At 71.0% G+C, this 14,960-nt stretch carries 15 protein-coding genes, 1 other RNA gene and 2 pseudogenes; 6 read left to right on the plus strand and 12 right to left on the minus strand.

Going from position 1 to position 14,960, the window contains the following annotated elements:
* Nucleotides 1–2 precede the first annotated feature (2 nt).
* From SSQG_RS11065 to SSQG_RS11075, 3 genes are all read right to left on the minus strand, one after another.
* Nucleotides 3–773 (minus strand): MlaE family ABC transporter permease, encoded by a 771-nt coding sequence (locus SSQG_RS11065; RefSeq protein WP_003989836.1) that lies wholly within the window; start codon nucleotides 771–773, stop codon nucleotides 3–5.
* Nucleotides 770–1,699 carry an ABC transporter ATP-binding protein gene (locus SSQG_RS11070; protein ID WP_003989837.1) on the minus strand — a complete coding sequence of 310 codons (930 nt, stop codon included), beginning with the start codon at nucleotides 1,697–1,699 and terminating at the stop codon, nucleotides 770–772. The genes SSQG_RS11065 and SSQG_RS11070 overlap by 4 nt, the downstream gene beginning before the upstream one ends.
* A gap of 217 nt (nucleotides 1,700–1,916) precedes the next feature.
* Entirely contained in the window at nucleotides 1,917–3,026 is a 1,110-nt protein-coding gene (locus SSQG_RS11075; RefSeq protein ID WP_039932377.1) for an RNA polymerase sigma factor, read from the minus strand.
* 267 nt (nucleotides 3,027–3,293) lie between these two features.
* Here SSQG_RS11075 and SSQG_RS42570 point away from each other — a divergent pair, with 267 nt between their 5' ends.
* A complete protein-coding gene (locus SSQG_RS42570) occupies nucleotides 3,294–3,476 on the plus strand; it encodes a hypothetical protein (RefSeq protein ID WP_039932378.1) in 183 nt (60 codons plus the stop codon).
* Nucleotides 3,477–3,601: 125 nt separating this feature from the next.
* On the opposite strand, the pseudogene SSQG_RS43645 reads toward SSQG_RS42570, so the two are convergent.
* The 5 genes and pseudogenes from SSQG_RS43645 to SSQG_RS11100 all read right to left on the minus strand — a co-directional run.
* Nucleotides 3,602–4,147, minus strand: a pseudogene (locus SSQG_RS43645) (hypothetical protein); the annotation flags it as partial.
* 326 nt (nucleotides 4,148–4,473) lie between these two features.
* Nucleotides 4,474–5,598 (minus strand): ATP-grasp peptide maturase system methyltransferase, encoded by a 1,125-nt coding sequence (gene tgmC / locus SSQG_RS11085; protein WP_039932379.1) that lies wholly within the window; start codon nucleotides 5,596–5,598, stop codon nucleotides 4,474–4,476.
* Nucleotides 5,595–6,560, minus strand: a complete 966-nt coding sequence (gene tgmB / locus SSQG_RS11090) for an ATP-grasp ribosomal peptide maturase (RefSeq protein ID WP_039932380.1) — start codon at nucleotides 6,558–6,560, stop codon at nucleotides 5,595–5,597. Before tgmB ends, tgmC begins: the two co-directional genes overlap by 4 nt.
* A complete protein-coding gene (gene tgmA, locus SSQG_RS11095) occupies nucleotides 6,560–6,826 on the minus strand; it encodes a putative ATP-grasp-modified RiPP (protein ID WP_003989842.1) in 267 nt (88 codons plus the stop codon). The genes tgmB and tgmA overlap by 1 nt, the downstream gene beginning before the upstream one ends.
* A 397-nt stretch (nucleotides 6,827–7,223) precedes the next feature.
* Nucleotides 7,224–7,646: an ATP-binding protein gene (locus SSQG_RS11100; protein ID WP_003989844.1), complete on the minus strand. Its 423-nt coding sequence runs from the start codon at nucleotides 7,644–7,646 to the stop codon at nucleotides 7,224–7,226.
* Nucleotides 7,647–7,810: 164 nt separating this feature from the next.
* Here SSQG_RS11100 and SSQG_RS11105 point away from each other — a divergent pair, with 164 nt between their 5' ends.
* A complete protein-coding gene (locus SSQG_RS11105) occupies nucleotides 7,811–9,151 on the plus strand; it encodes an XRE family transcriptional regulator (RefSeq protein WP_244299085.1) in 1,341 nt (446 codons plus the stop codon).
* On the plus strand, nucleotides 9,148–9,669 hold the full coding sequence (locus tag SSQG_RS11110; protein ID WP_003989846.1) for an NUDIX domain-containing protein: 522 nt from the start codon (nucleotides 9,148–9,150) through the stop codon (nucleotides 9,667–9,669). Before SSQG_RS11105 ends, SSQG_RS11110 begins: the two co-directional genes overlap by 4 nt.
* A 199-nt stretch (nucleotides 9,670–9,868) precedes the next feature.
* Here SSQG_RS11110 and rnpB read toward each other — a convergent pair.
* The 4 genes and pseudogenes from rnpB to SSQG_RS11125 all read right to left on the minus strand — a co-directional run bounded on the left by rnpB (nucleotide 9,869) and on the right by SSQG_RS11125 (nucleotide 12,619).
* An RNA gene (rnpB, locus tag SSQG_RS38470) (RNase P RNA component class A) lies at nucleotides 9,869–10,274 on the minus strand.
* A gap of 115 nt (nucleotides 10,275–10,389) precedes the next feature.
* A pseudogene (locus SSQG_RS43965) lies at nucleotides 10,390–11,169 on the minus strand (DMT family transporter); the annotation flags it as partial.
* Nucleotides 11,170–11,188: 19 nt separating this feature from the next.
* On the minus strand, nucleotides 11,189–12,028 hold the full coding sequence (locus tag SSQG_RS11120) for an AraC family transcriptional regulator (protein ID WP_003989848.1): 840 nt from the start codon (nucleotides 12,026–12,028) through the stop codon (nucleotides 11,189–11,191).
* A gap of 24 nt (nucleotides 12,029–12,052) precedes the next feature.
* Complete coding sequence (locus SSQG_RS11125; protein WP_003989849.1) at nucleotides 12,053–12,619, minus strand: Uma2 family endonuclease; 567 nt, start codon at nucleotides 12,617–12,619, stop codon at nucleotides 12,053–12,055.
* Between the two features lie 131 nt (nucleotides 12,620–12,750).
* Between SSQG_RS11125 and SSQG_RS11130 the strand changes: the two genes are divergently transcribed.
* Genes SSQG_RS11130 through yaaA form a run of 3 tightly spaced genes read left to right on the plus strand, consistent with a single transcriptional unit; the run spans nucleotide 12,751 to nucleotide 14,917 of the window.
* On the plus strand, nucleotides 12,751–13,506 hold the full coding sequence (locus SSQG_RS11130) for a MerR family transcriptional regulator (protein ID WP_003989850.1): 756 nt from the start codon (nucleotides 12,751–12,753) through the stop codon (nucleotides 13,504–13,506).
* The gene (locus SSQG_RS11135) at nucleotides 13,503–14,081 is read left to right on the plus strand and encodes a hypothetical protein (RefSeq protein WP_003989851.1); all 579 of its coding nucleotides are present in this window, start codon (nucleotides 13,503–13,505) and stop codon (nucleotides 14,079–14,081) included. Before SSQG_RS11130 ends, SSQG_RS11135 begins: the two co-directional genes overlap by 4 nt.
* Nucleotides 14,082–14,134: 53 nt before the next feature.
* Nucleotides 14,135–14,917, plus strand: a complete 783-nt coding sequence (yaaA, locus tag SSQG_RS11140) for a peroxide stress protein YaaA (RefSeq protein WP_003989852.1) — start codon at nucleotides 14,135–14,137, stop codon at nucleotides 14,915–14,917.
* The last annotated feature ends 43 nt before the right edge of the window (nucleotides 14,918–14,960 follow it).

The following is a 14,960-nucleotide window of genomic DNA, read 5'->3' on the forward strand; positions in this document are numbered from 1 at the left end:
GGCTAACCCCTCTGGGGGACGACCTGGAAGTACACCGCGGTCATCACGAAGTTGGTCACGAACAGCAACATGAAGGTGATCACCACCGACTGGTTCACCGCGTCGCCCACGCCCTTGGGCCCGCCCTTCGCCGTCAGCCCCTTGTAGGAGGCGACGATCCCGGCGATCGCGCCGAACACCAGCGCCTTGACCTCCGCCGCCCACAGGTCGGACAGTTGGGCGAGCGTGGTGAAGGAGGCCAGGTAGGCGCCCGGGGTGCCGTTCTGCAGGACGACGTTGAAGAAATAACCGCCCGCCACACCGACCACCGACACCAGCCCGTTGAGCAGCACCGCGACCAGCATCGACGCCAGCACGCGCGGTACGACCAGCCGGTGGACGGGGTCGATGCCCAGCACCTGCATGGCGTCGATCTCGTCGCGGATCTTCCGCGCCCCGAGGTCGGCGCAGATCGCCGTGCCGCCGGCGCCCGCGATCAGCAGCGCGGTGACGATCGGCGAGGCCTCCCGCAGTACGGCGAGCACGGAGGCGGCCCCGGAGAAGGACTGGGCGCCCAGCTGCCGGGTGAGGCTGCCGATCTGCAGCGCGATGACCGCCCCGAAGGGGATGGAGACCAGGGCCGTCGGCATGATGGTCACGCTGGCGACGAACCACGCCTGCTGGATGAATTCCCGGGCCTGGAAGGGCCGCCGGGGGATCGTGCGGACCACGTCCAGCGCCATCGCGAACAGACTGCCCGAGTGCCGCAGCGCTCCGACCGGTGACAGTCTCACGCGCCGGCCACCTCCTCCTGGCGCAGCCGGGCCTCGCGCCGGGCGATCGCCTCCCAGCGGGGCGGCCGTGCGACGCCCGGCCCCGGCAGCAGGCGGGGAGTCCGCTCCTGAACGTGCGCGCTGTCGTCGATCTGGGCGAGTTCCTGCTCGACCTGCGCCGCGTCCTTCTCCTCCGCCATGCCGATCGGGCCCTGCATCCGGCCGTGCAGGAACTGTCGTACGACGGGCTCGTCGCTGGTCAGCAGCTCTTCACGCGGCCCGAACATCACCAGCTCGCGGCGGAACAGCAGCCCGATGTTGTCCGGCACCAGGCGGGCCGAGGCGATGTCGTGCGTGACGATCAGGAAGGTCGCGTCGATTTGGGCGTTGAGGTCGACGATGAGCTGGTTGAGGTAGGCGACGCGGACGGGGTCGAGACCGGAGTCCGGCTCGTCGAACAGGATGATCTCCGGATCCAGCACCAGGGCCCGGGCCAGCCCCGCCCGTTTCCGCATGCCGCCCGAGATCTCGCCGGGCAGCTTCCGCTCCGCGCCGACCAGCCCGACCATGTCCATCTTCTCCAGCACGATGCGCCGGATCTCGCTCTCGGACTTGCGGGTGTGCTCGCGCAGCGGGAAGGCGATGTTGTCGTACAGGTTCATCGAGCCGAACAGGGCACCGTCCTGGAACAGCACGCCGAACAGCTTGCGCACCTCGTACAGGTCGCGCTCCCGGAGCTTCGTGAGGTCCCGGCCCTGGATGGTGATCGAGCCGCGCTCCGGCTTGAGCAGGCCGACGAGCGTCTTGAGGAACACCGACTTGCCCGTGCCCGAGGGGCCGAGCATGACCGATACCTCCCCGGCGGGCAGCGTCAGCGAGACGTCCTGCCAGATGACCTGGTGACCGAAGGACTTGGTCAGCCCTTCCACACAGATCTCGACACCCATCCGGTCCCGCCCTTCAGCCCATGTCCGTGGAGCAGCTCTGACATCTGCTCTACGGGGAGGGGCGGGGCGTCCGTCGCCGGTGTGGCGGATTTTTTTCGGGCGGGTTTCCGGGGGGGTTTCCGGGCGGGTTTCCGATCGGGTTCCGGGCGGGATCCGGGCGGGTTCCGGTCGGGTTCCGGTCGGGTTTTCCGGGCGTGTTCCGGTCGGGTTCCGGGAGCTACGGAAGCGGGGGCACCGTGGGCTCGGGGGGCGAGGTGGGCGGTGTGAGGGGAGCCGTCGGAGCTTCCGAGACCGCTGGGACCACCGTGTCCGTCGGTAGGGCGGAAGGCTCCGCCGGCAGGTCGGGCGCCTCGGGCGTCGGCAGGTCGGGGACCATGCGCTTCGGCAGCTCGGGCACCTGCGGGACCTTGGGCGCGGACAGCGAGGGCAGCGGCGACACCGGAACGTCCGGGACCTGCGGCAGCGACGGCACGGACAACGGGAGGAACGATTCGCCGGCCGGGGACTCGGCGGCTCCGCGCTCGACGGCCGCACCCGTGGGCTCATTCCCCCGAGGCGTACGGCCCCCGCCACCACCGTCCGGCCTCGGCGTCTCCGCGTCCGGTGAGGCGGCCGCGGGCCGGGGCGCCGTACCGCCCCCGCCTCCGCCGCCGTCGATGGCGTACGGCAGCACGAACCCCGCCACCGCCAGGGACGCCGCCGTCGACGCCACCGCCACGGCCTGCACCCTGCCGCCGCCCCGCGGCCGTCCCCACCCGATCAGGAACAGCGCGAACCCGAGCGTGGCGGCCAGGGACTGCCGCAGCGTCCGCCGGGCCCGCGCCAGCAGCGACTCGACGGTCCGGTAGCTCAGCCCCATCTCGTCGGCGACCTGCCCGACGTCCAGGTCCTCCGACTTCAGCCGCAGCGCCTCCGCCTGCCGCGCGGGCAGCTCACCACTGCGCACCGCCAGCCACTTCGCCTCGGCACGGTCGCACACCGCCTCCTCGACGGGCACCGGTCCGGGGGCGACGAGCGTCGGACTGGTACGCACCTCGGCCTCGCGGTTCACCTGCCGGTAGCGGTCGACGCACAGCCGCATCGTCACCGTCGTGAGCCAGGCCGCGAGCCGCTCCTCGTCCAGGTCGGGCCGCTCGGCGGCGCGCAGCATCGCCTCGTGCACCGCGTCCTCGGCGTCCTCCGGGCTCATCGACCTGCGCCGGGCCACCTTGAGCAGGTGCTCACGGTGGCTCCACATGCGCCGCCACCGCTCGTCGGCCGCGTACATCTCCGCAGGTGTCTCTGCGGGCATGTCCGCGGACATGTCCGCAGGCCTGTCCGTCGCCATGAGGGCCCCTTCGCGCTCACCCACCGGAATCGTGCCGTCCGGCGGTGGGCGACATTACCGCCGAGTATCGGCGGTTGTGGAGGGGGAAGCGGGCATCGAGTCCGCGCTGTTACTGGTGAGCGGGGCGCCGACGATCGGCAGGTCGTCGCCGGTGAGCCCGATCTCCCGGCTGGGGGCGGGGAGTTGCGGCCCGTCCGGCTTCTCGGGTTCGGTGGCCGAGGAGGCAGGGGGCGACGGAGTGCAGAGGACGGCGGGGCGCTCGGCCGGGTGGAGGGTGTCGGCGAGGGCTTCGGTGAGGACTTCGGCGCGGTGGCGGCCGGCCGCGACGGCTCCGGCCGCGCGGAGGAGGACCCGGTTGAGGCCCCGGCGGAGGACCCTGCGGAGGCGTCCGGCACCACCCGGTGCCCCTCCAGGAAGTACGCGTACCAGGCCCTGACCGTGCGCAGGTAGGCCGCCGAGTGGTTGTAGCCGAGGATCGCCCGGTCCACCTGGGCGGGAACGGACAGGTCCCGGCCGCCGGCACACAGATACCGTCCGGCGGCGACTGCCGCGTCGAAGACGTTGTTCGGATCCGTTCGCCCGTCGCCGTTGCCGTCCGCGCCCCAGCGGTCCCAGGTCGACGGGATGAACTGCATCGGCCCGACCGCACGGTCGTACACCGGGTCCCCGTCGTGGGCGCCGCCGTCGGTGTCCCCAACCAGCGCGAAGGCCACGCCGTCCAGCCGCGGCCCGAGGATCGGCGCCACGGTCGTACCGTCCGACGTCACCCTGCCGCCCCGCGCCTGTCCCGACTCCACCTGCCCGATCGCCGCCAGCAGCTGCCAGCGCAACCGGCAGCCGGGTGCCTCGCGCGCGAGCCGGTCCTCGGCCCGCCGATAGGCGGCGAACACACTCGCCGGCAGCGCACCACCCACCTCCTCCGTCGCCGCCCCGCCGCCCGCGCGCTTCCCGGTCCGCAGGGGCGGCAGCTCGATGCGGTACGGCGCATCGCCGGAGATGCTCGGTCCGTCCTCGGCGGGTACCCGCCCGGGAGCCGGTGCGGACGCCCGTGCCGGGACCGCCCCCGGCGCCTGCGACGCGGTGAGCGCCGCCATCGCCGCCACCGCGGCCAACGTCCCCATGACGCGTCTACCCCTGTGCCCTGCCACGTCCTGCTCCCCATCCCTGTGGACTGCCTTCCACGGCTTTACGGGGCGGGGCGGGGGGTCCGTCGCGCGCTCTGTCCATCTGCGGGTCGGACGTCGCGGACCGTGCGGACTTGGCGAACGGCAGACGAGTCGGGCTGCACGCCGGAGAGAATCGCGACAGCGCTATGAACTGCACAAACGTCCAGGACGGGCGCTTTGATGGCTACCGTGTTGGCTACGTAACGAGTGGCCCCAGCCCCGGTGCCGTCCGGACGGCACCCGCCCCCAGCTTGGTGACGGACGCTCTTGTGATCGGTAGGTCAGACCGGCAGGTTCCAGGAGCGGCCGTCGGGTGTTCCGAGCCACACGCGTTGAGTGCCGTCCAAGTCCACGGTCAGGCCGAGGTCCGAGTGTGGGGGTGAGCCCGCGTCCTGCCAGATGGTGAGAGCGTCTTCCACCTGATCCCAGAGGCGAAGAGGGCCGTGCTGGTGCACGGTCCAGCCGCCTCCGGCCGGTTCGGTCCACGCCTGTGACCCGGTGGCGACGTCCACGAGGATCACCCCCGTGCCGGTGGTCATGAGTTCGGCGGACGGTGCGGCGAGCTGAGCGAGGAACTGCCCGGTCCAGTCTTCCAGGAGTGCGGGGTTCACGCGGGTGGCGCGGGTGTGGCCGGGATGCTGCTGGAAGGTGGGTCGGGGTGGGCGTTCGTGAGGACGGGCGAGCATGTAGCTGATCTGGTCGGGGTGGAAACGGCCGGTGGCGGTGGCGTCGTCCTGGACGGTGAGGCGGACGAGCCCGGAGGCGAGCATCCATCCGCTGATGGTCGTGGTGATGGTTCCGCCGACGCGTACTTGGTACAGCCAGGCTGGGGGGATGTGGCGGACGGCGCAGGTGGCCACGATGTGGTCGTATTCGGCGTCGTCCTTGTGTCCGGCGAGGCCGTCGCCGGTGATCAGGGTGGGGTGATATCCGGCGGCGTGGATGTGGTCGGCCGCCGTGGCGGCCAGGCCCGGGTCGTACTCGATGGAGTACACGTTGTTGTCGCTGAGGCGGCTGCACAGGATGGCGGTGGAATAGCCGGTGCCGGTGCCGATCTCCAGCACCTTGTGACCCTCGCTGATCCCGGCGACGTCGAGCATGCGCACGATCAGGGAGGGCAGCGTGCTGGACGAGGTGGGGCGGCCGGTGACGGGTCCGGTGGCGTCGACGGCGGTGGTGCCGTCGACCTGGGTGACCCAGGTGGTGTCCTGGTAGACGAGCCCCAGCCACTTTCCGGGATCGGTCCGGTCGCGGTGCACGGGGGTCCACTGGCGTCCGTCGAACTGGAACAGGCCGTTACCCAGGAAGAGTTCGCGGGGCACCGTTTCGAGGGCCTTGCGCCATGCCGGGTTCTCCACAGGGACGGCGGTGGCAAGTTGGTGGCGCAGGTCGGCGGGGTCGGTCATGCGGAGGCTCCATGCTGTAGGCGGTCGGCGATGGCGTGCTTGATGGGAGCAGTGATGTGGTCGGGGAACCAGGCCCATTGACCGTTGGGGTTGCACTCATACCAGTGCCAGACGCCTTCACGGTCTAAGCCGAAGTCGAAGGCGCCGAAGGTGAGTCCAAAAGCATCGAGGTAGGCGCGTACGCCTTTGACGACGGCCGGGGGGACGGGCACGGGGGTGTAGGCAAGCCGGTCGTAGTGGCGGCGCCAGTCCACGCCAGGTGAACCGTCGATACGGACGGCGGTGAGGTGGTCGCCGACGGCAGTGAGGCGGATGTCGGCGAACTTGCTGACGCGCTGCTGAAACAGGTGTGCAGTGTGCCGAAGATGACTGTCGATCTGGCATGGGGTGACGTCCTCGATCCACACGGTCAGCGCGCGGCCGGTGTCGTCGGTGTACTCGGTTTCCCTGAGCGGCTTGTAGAGGACCGGCCCATGTTCGGCGATGAAGGTGCGGGCGCGGTCGGGGTCGTTGGTGATGAGCGTGGGTGGCACGGTGAAGCCGCAGGCGGCAGCCGTAGCCAGTTGTGCCGACTTGTACTCGGCGTCCCGGTTGCGCCATGGGTGGTTTAGGTAGTGCGCACCGGCGAGAGAGGCGAGAATGCCGCCGAGCCCGTGGCGGGCTTCCTCGACGGCCCATCGGCCGGTCTGCTCATCCATGGCGAGGTCGGCGGTGTAGGGGGTGGGCCGCCGCCAGTACACCGAGCGGACGTTCCCCAGGTCGACGCTCCGGGACGCGGTGGCGAGAGTGCCGCCGGTCCCGATGCCGGCGAAGGTGCCGGACAGGGTCACCTCTCGGGGGAAGTCGCCGGGGTCCAGACGCACCACTGGCACGCGACGCTGGTTCAGTTCGGTGATCAGTTCATCCGCAGTCGCGTCGTCCAGGCGCGTGACGACGAGGACGGGCGGCCCACCCACAGCCATCAGTCAGAGTCCCCATTCTGGTCGCTGCCCTGGTCCGGGGTGCCGTCCAAGCTGGTCTTCGTGCTCGTCTCCTGCGACGTCTCCGACCGCTTGTGCTTGGCCTCCGCCGCCAGCGGTGCGCCGTCGGGGCCGACCCACGCGGGGACCTGCGTGTGCGGGTCGAGGACGGGCCGGGCGGCGGAGAGGACGGCCGCAGTCGGGTAGGGCCGCATGCGTCCGAGTCCCCAGGGCTTGACCTGATCCAGTGACGTCAAGGGCTGTTGCATGATTCTCCTCGTCTCTCAGGTGATCCGACAGTGGCAGCCGCCGCCCGGGGCTTCCGGACGGCGAGAGGGGCTCAGCCGGGGCAACTGGTGTGAACGAGCGTTGTGCCCCGGCCAGGGAGGTAGTTGGGCCATCCGCCCCAGGGGATAGGGCGGGCGGCCCTTGCGGTCCCCCTCGCGTTTGAGGGACCGCTGCGCACACCCGCAGGGAGGACGCTCCGGTGTGGCGAGAGCCGCTACGTGCGGCTCCTTGTCGGGAACGGAGTAGGTATTCGGGGCAGAGTCCGTGTGGACTTCGTCGAAGACCATGGACACCACCAGCCCGAGCCAACGGCGACGGCTCCCAGGAGCCCGGTGCCGGCGGTTACCCCGTCGACTTGAGGCATGCGGTGGCGGCCGATCATTGGTTACCGACCTTGATCGCGATCTCAGCCCAGACCCGCTTACCCCAGGGAAGGAGATCGGTTCCCCAACGGTCGGAGAGGGTGTCGATCAGGAGGAGGCCACGGCCGCCGATGGCGTCCGGACCAACGATGCGCAGTTCGGGCATGCGGCGGGACTTGTCGACCACAGCTACGCGGAACCGGTCGGGGCGCGGCTGCTCGGCGATCACCCGGACGCTGTGAGAGTGACCGTGGCGGACTGCATTGGTGACAATTTCGGAGATCAGGAGCGTGCCGGTCTCTGCGGCGTCCTGGTCCATGCCCCACTCCGCGCATGCCTCCCGGACTATCTGACGCGCCACCGGAACAGCGGCGGCCTCGCTCGCCAGGGTGACGCTCTGGCGCGGGTATTGGCCTGGTCTCACTCGCTCGTTGGTCATGGAGATCGTCACGCCTTGGTCTGGGCGGCTGGGGAAGGCCCCGCCCGCGTGCCTCGGAGCAGAAACCTGCGGGCGGAGCCGCGCCGAGGTGCGTTCACGGATGCGCTTCCCGGCGTCTGGCAGTCAGTCAACGCGTGGAGAAGGGGACGGGGAGACTCCAGAAGGTGACTCCAACGCGGAGTCACGTCAGCGGCGTTGGCCCTACCATCCGTTCCATTCGCTACTCGGGGGAGTTGCAGATGGACCGTCTGTCACCGGACGCGCGTGAGGTCGTCGCCGGTCTGCTTGGGGATGAACGCCTGCTCCATGCGTGCGCCGAGCGGGACATGGGCACGCTGTTCCGGATGCTCAATGCACGCGGTGTCAGTACACGGCGCATTGCTGCCGCCGTCGACATCACGCAGGGGCGGCTGTACGACTACATGAACGGCAAGAGCAGGGTGGAGAAGCTGACCCTGTTCGAGCAGATCGCCGACGCCTTCCACATCCCCGGCCATCTGCTGGGTCTGGCTCGACGCTCGTGGGAGCCCGCGCCGGCGACCGCCGAGCACGAGCGGACGGACCGGCCGCCGCCGGACTCTGACGACCTGGTGGCGATGCATCATTTCCGCAGCGCTGACCGGCAGACTGGCGGCAGCAGGTTGTACGGAGCTGTCGTCCGGCACCTGTCGGACCGGGTGGCGCCCCGGCTGGTCGACATCCGCAGCGGTCCGCAGGTGTTCGCCGCCGCAGCCGCGCTGACCGAGATGGCGGGCTGGATGGCTCACGACTCCGGTCATGACGACCGCGCGGCCCGGCACTTCGCCCGCGCCCTCCCTCTGGCCCGCACCTCTGGTGACCTCCCGTTGGCCGCGCACGTCGCTGCGAGCAGCAGCCACCTTGCCCTTGAGACCGGGGATGCGGCCGGGGCTGTCGGCTGGGCGCGGATCGGGCTCGAACTGGCCGCGCAGGGGCCTCGGATTCCCGCGCTGACGGCGCGGCTGCACACCATGCAGGCGCGTGCGCTGGCGGTCGCGTCTCAGCGCACCCCGGCCGCCCACGCGCTGGAGGCCGCGCACCGTGACCTGGACACTTCGCCCGCTGCTGATCACCCGTGGCTGAGCCCGTTCGACGCCGCCGCGCTGGCCAGCGAGTCGGCTCTGATCCTGCGTGACCTGGAGCAGTACGACGAGGCGCTGTCGCACGCCGAACGAGCTGTTGCGCTGCGCGAGGCGGGGCGGGCGCGGTCTCTGGCTCTCAGCCGGATCAGCCTGGTGGACATCCACGTGCGCCGGGGTGACCTGGACGCCGCGGTGAGCGTCGGCCACGACCTGCTCAGTACGAGCCCGACCCTCGGTTCGGTCCGGGTGGTGCAGCAGCTTGACGGGCTGCGCCGGCTGCTGAAGCCGCACCGGGGGTACCGGCCGGTCCGGGAGTACCTGGCGCGGTTCGATGATGCACGCCGCGCCAGAATGCTCCTGCTGGCCGATCTGATCCCGCCATCCTCGGGAGGCACCACCGCATGAGGCCCACTGCACCCGATCCCGCCGACACCGACGCGTGGAATGCTTATCTCGCGGAGGGCAACGCCAAGCAGGCCCGCAAGCGCGTGGCGGCCGATGTGCTGCTGCGGGACCCGCGCGGCCGTGTGCTCCTGGTGAACCCCACCTACAAACCGGGCTGGGATCTACCCGGCGGGATGGCGGAGGCCAATGAGCCGCCGGAGGACACAGCACGCCGTGAGCTGATGGAGGAACTCGGCATACGGCTCACGCTGCTCGGGCTGCTGGTGGTGGACTGGGTGGCCCCGCACGGTCCCTGGGACGATCAGCTCGCCTTCATCTTCGACGGCGGCACCCTGGACGAGGAACAGGCCGACCGGCTACGGCCACGAGACGACGAGCTGTCCGAAGCCGCCTTCGTCACGGCCGCCGAAGCCGCCGGTCGCCTCCGGGACCGCACCCGGCGCCGGTTCGAGCACGCTCTGAAGGCGCTGGACGCGGGACGGCCGCTGTACCTCCGCGACGGCGCACCCCTCATATGACAATGCCTGTCGCCCAGCCCTGACCCCCGAGGCATGGCTACTTTCATGGCTACGTAAGGAGCCGCGCGATCCCGTTCGAACCGGTGCGGACCGAGACCCAGCGGGGCCCGCCAATACGCTAAAAGCCAGCGCGAGGTGTGTCTTGCCCGTTCCAGGCGGTCCGTGACCTGCGTTTTCGCTGGCTAGAAGCCCTAGGCGGCAGACGAGTCGGGCTGTACGCCGGGTTCTGTTCCCCGGTTCCCTCGCGGGAGCCGGGGCGACGGCCATCCATCTAGGGCCGGCGTTGCCACCGGCCTCGTGCGGTCTACCCGCGGACTCGGGCGGGCAGCCCTCGATCGTCCGCGCAGGAGCACCGAGGTGCTCCCTCTTGACCTTGCTCCGGGTGGGGTTTACCTAGCTGCCCAGGTCACCCTGGGCACTGGTGGTCTCTTACACCACCGTTTCACCCTTACCGAGGACCGAGGTCCCCGGCGGTTTGCTTTCTGTGGCACTGTCCCGCGGGTCACCCCGGGTGGCCGTTAGCCACCACCCTGCCCTGTGGAGCCCGGACGTTCCTCGGGAAGCTCCCCGTCAGGGGGACTCCACGCGGCCGTCCGCCCGGCTCGTCTGCCGTGTCGACCATGGTACCCGGCGGACATCCCGCTTCGGCGCCACGGCGGTGGCCAGCACCGAGCCCGCCAGGATCAGGGTGAAGGCGACGCCGATGCCGAGGGTCAGTTCCTCGTCCAGGAAGACGGCGCCCGCGGCGACCGCCACCGCCGGGTTGACGTAGGTGATCACGCCGGCACGGGTCGGGCCGATCTCCTTGATCAGTTCCAGGAAGGCCACGAACGCGATCGCGGTGCAGATGACGCCCAGGCCGGCGAGGGCGGCCAGGACCTCGCCCGAGGGCATGGCGGCGGGCCGGGTCAGGAAGGCCGCGGGGGCGTAGACGACGGCGGCCAGCGTGAGGCAGGGGGTGATCAGCTGGAGGGTCGGGACGTCCTTGAGGTACCGGGCCGCTATCAGCGGGGCCGTCGCATAGCCGACGACCGTCACCAGCACCTCGGCCATCGACAGGGCGTCGCCGCCGGTGAGGTGCGGCAAGGTGAGGACGGTGACGCCCGCGAGGCCGAGGGCGAGTCCGATGACACGGCGGGCGCCCACGTGTTCCCCGGCGCCGAAGAAGCGGGCCAGGAGGAGGGCGACGATCGGCACGCCCGCGATGAGGAGTCCGGCGGTGGAGCTGGAGAGGTGACGTTCGGCGTCGGTCAGGGTCCACCAGGGGCCGACGATCTCGATGACGGCGAAGGCCAGCATCGGCTTCCAGTGCGCCCGCACGGTACGGCCGAAGCCGCCCTGGCGCAGGGCGAAGGGGAGCAGGAGCGCGGCGCCGAGGGCGCAGCGGGTGAACACCACCATGGACGGGGACACGGCGTCCACCGCCACTTTGATCATCAGGTAGGGGACGCCCCAGACCACTCCCATCAGGGAGAACAGGAACCAGCCGCGTGCAGTCATGCGGTGAGTCTCGGCCGAGTCAGCCCGCCGTGTCTTGAACGCTGTTGCGGTAGGCCGCCGGGGTCACGCCCAGGACCCGGCGGAACCAGCGGGTGAGGTGCGCCTGGTCGGCGAAGCCGACGAGGCCGGCGACCTCGGCGGGGCGCAGGCCGGATTCCAGGAGGACGCGGGCCCGTGCCACCCGGTGCTGGGCGAGCCAGGCGTACGGCGGTACGCCCGTCGCCGTGCGGAAGGCGCGGAGCAGTTGGTAGCGGGACAGGCCCAGGTCGGTGGCGAGGGCGGCCAGGGACGGGGGGTCCAGCAGTTCGTCGGCGAGGCGGTCTCGTACGGTCCTGGCGATGTGGTCGGCGCCGGGCACCGTGTCCTCGCTCGCCCGGGCCGTGGAGTGGCGGCGGGCCAGGGCCGTGAGCAGCCAGGGGAGGCGGGATTCGGCTTCCAGGGGGTCGGGGCAGGCGCTGAGGTCGGTGTGGGCGGCGCGCAGCGCCACCGCCAGCTCCGGGTCGTGGAGGACAGGGTCCCGGAAGTGCGGGAGGCCGCCGAGGGTGCCGTCGGTGAGGAGGGACGGGGTGGCGTAGAGGGCCTGGTAGGCGTAGCCGTCACAGGCGGCCGGGCCGCCGGTGTGCATCTCGCCCGGGTCCAGGACGACGATCGAGCCGGGGTAGGAGTGGATGCGTCCGCCCCGGTAGGCGATGACCTCCGAGCCGCCGACCGTGACGCCGATGGTGAACTCGTCGTGGGCATGGGGCGCGTAGACGTGCTGGTCGAAGTGGGCGGTGAGGAGGTCGAGGGGCGGGCCCGCGCGGCCCAGACGTGCCCTGGCCCAGCGGGTGTGTTCTCGCGTTCGTTGCCGTGTACTCACCTCGTACCCCCCGCCCACAGGGGATCAGAGGAAGTCCGTGGTGTCCAGGTCGAAGGCGAAGGGTTCAGGGAGAGTGAGTGGTCTACCGAAGGCCGCGGTGCGGGAGTGGAGGTAGTCGCCCTGCTCGGGCTCTGTGAAGAGCGTTGTCGAGTCGGCGTCACGGTCCACGAGCAGGTAGCAGGGAATGCCGCCGCGGGCGTAACAACGGCGTTTGGCCACTCGGTCGATCTCCGGCCTGGTGAAGGTCACCTCCAGCACCATGGTGACTCCCTGGCAGGGCATCCATGGGGGCGCGCCCCGGAAGAGCCGTGGGGCGCGGGCCACGATCGTGCCGTCTGGGATCACATGGTCCTGGGGGTGTCCGTCCGCCATCCCCAGCTTCAGCCCCTTGTTCCCGGAGAACTGAACGTCGAAGTCGGAGCGCAGGTGGAGCTGGCTCACGACCCGGCTGATGCACCGCTCGTGGTGACCGTCCGGCAGCGAGGTGAGAACGAGTTCGCCCTCCACCAACTCGGCGCGGAAGCCCTCCGGAGTGTCCAGTTCAACAAACCAGTCCAGCAGCAACTTTTGTGTGTACGGGTCCTGCGCCATGGCGATGATGCTCCCCTTCCGTCACCGATCACACTGGGGCAGGGCGCGGATCACGTACGCGGGATCAGCGAACCGTTCCCTCGATCGAGGCCGCTTGACCCTGCCGCGACGTCAACGTTTTCACTGGTCCCATGCGGATCGGAGAACTCGCCGCGGCCGTCGGTGTCACCACGCGGGCCGTGCGGCATTACCACCATCTGGGGCTGTTGCCCGAGCCGGAGCGGCTGGCCAACGGCTATCGGGAGTACGGGCTGCGGCACGCTGTCGTGCTGGCGCGGATCCGGCGGCTGACGGAGCTGGGGCTGGGGCTCGCCGAGGTGCGGGACGTGCTGGCGGAGGAGGCCGGGAAGGACCTCGTGGAGGTGCTGACCGAGCTGGACGAGGATCTGGCGCGGCAGGAGGAGGCGATCCGGGAGCGGCGGGCGCGGTTGCGGGTGCTGCTGGAGGCGGAGGGCGGGGTGCCGGCCGAAGGGCCGGTGTCGCCGGAGCTGGCCGCGTTGTTCGCGGGGACCGCGCATCTGTCGGACTCGCCGATGGCGGTCAAGGACCGCGAGATCATCGCCTTCCTGGAGACGGCGATGCCGGAGGAGGCGCGGGACCGGATGGTGTCGTCGTTGGGTGCGGCGTTCGGGAGTCCGGAGGCCGCTGCGCGAGCCCACGAGGCGTACGCGCTGCTCGACGCGCTCGCCGGCGCCGGGCCGGATGATCCGCGCGTTGCCGAGGCCGCCCGGACCCTGGCCGACTGCATTCCGGCGGGGCTGTTCCCGGACGGCGGGGACCTCGACCCGGACCACGGCTTCCTCCAGGCCTTCTACGACGACCTCGCGCCGGCGCAGGCGGAGGTCATCCGCCGCACGCTGCGGATCCTCACCGAGGAGCGGCGATGAGGATCGCGCGGCGGCTGGTCATGCACGAGGTGCGGCTGCTCGTCAGTCTCGTGCTGTGGGTGGCGCGGCGTAGGCAGGGGGCGGACGGTGGGCGGGCCTTCGGGTACGCGCGGGGGCAGGGCGCGATGATGGCCGGGTTCGGGTTCGTGTGTGTCGTGGAGACCGTGGCGATGTCCGTGCTGCTGCGGGACTGGCCGACCGTGCACGCCGTCCTCCTTCTGCTGGACGTGTACGGGGTCGTGATCGTCGTCGCGCTGCACGCCTCGTCCGTCGTACGGCCGCACGTGCTGGACGTGGAGGGCGGTTCGCTGCGGATCCGGCGGTACGTCCACGTCGATCTGCGCGTTCCGCTGGAGCGGATCGCCTCGGTGCGGCGTGAGCTGCGGATGACGCACGAGCGGGCCGACGGCGAGCTCGCTGTGGAGGTGGGTTCGCAGACCACCGTCACGATCGAGCTGACGGAACCCGTCACCCATCTCACCTTCCTCGGGCGGCGGCGCGAGGTGCGGGTCGTCCGCTTCCATGCCGACGACGCCGACGGGCTCGTCCGCGCCCTCGGCCGGGCGCGCGTCTGAGCTCCCCGCACGCCCCCGTACGCTGTCGGCGGAGTTCGATCGAAGGAGTACGCGTGCTTGTCCTGCTGCCGCCGTCCGAAGGCAAGGCGTCGTCCGGTCGCGGTGCGCCGCTGAAGCCGGAGTCGCTGTCCCTGCCCGGGCTCGCCGACGCCCGGGAGGCCGTCCTCACCGAGCTGGTCGAACTGTGTGCCGGCGACGAGGACAAGGCGCGCGAGGTGCTCGGGCTGAGCGAGGGGCTGCGGGGCGAGGTCGCGAAGAACGCGGAGCTGCGGACGGCGGGCGCCCGCCCGGCCGGGGAGATCTACACCGGGGTGCTGTACGACGCCCTCGGGCTGGCGTCCCTCGACACGGCGGCCAAGAAGCGTGCCGCGCGGTCGCTGCTCGTGTTCTCGGGGTTGTGGGGGGCGGTCCGGGTGACGGACCGGATTCCGTCGTACCGGTGCTCGATGGGGGTGAAGCTGCCGGGTCTCGGGGCGCTGGGCGCGCACTGGCGTACGCCGATGGCGTCGGTGCTTCCCGAGGCCGCCGGGGACGGGCTGGTGCTGGATCTGCGGTCGGCCGCGTACGCCGCCGCGTGGAAGCCGAAGGGCGAGGTCGCCGGGCGGACGGCGTCCGTGCGGGTGCTGCACGCGCCGACCCGGAAGGTCGTCAGCCACTTCAACAAGGCGACCAAGGGGCGGATCGTGCGCAGCCTGCTCACCGCCGGGGCCGTTCCGAAGGACCCGGCCGAGCTGGTCACGGCGTTGCGGGATCTCGGGTACGTCGTGGAGGCCGAGGCGCCGGACAGGGCAGGGCGGGCGTGGGCCCTGGACGTGCTGGTGGACGAGGTGCACTGACCGACACCGACAGCATTTCGTTGCAGCATGCGCAATGAGCTTT

The sequence above is a fragment of the Streptomyces viridochromogenes DSM 40736 genome (genome assembly GCF_000158955.1).
GTDB lineage: Bacteria > Actinomycetota > Actinomycetes > Streptomycetales > Streptomycetaceae > Streptomyces > Streptomyces venetus.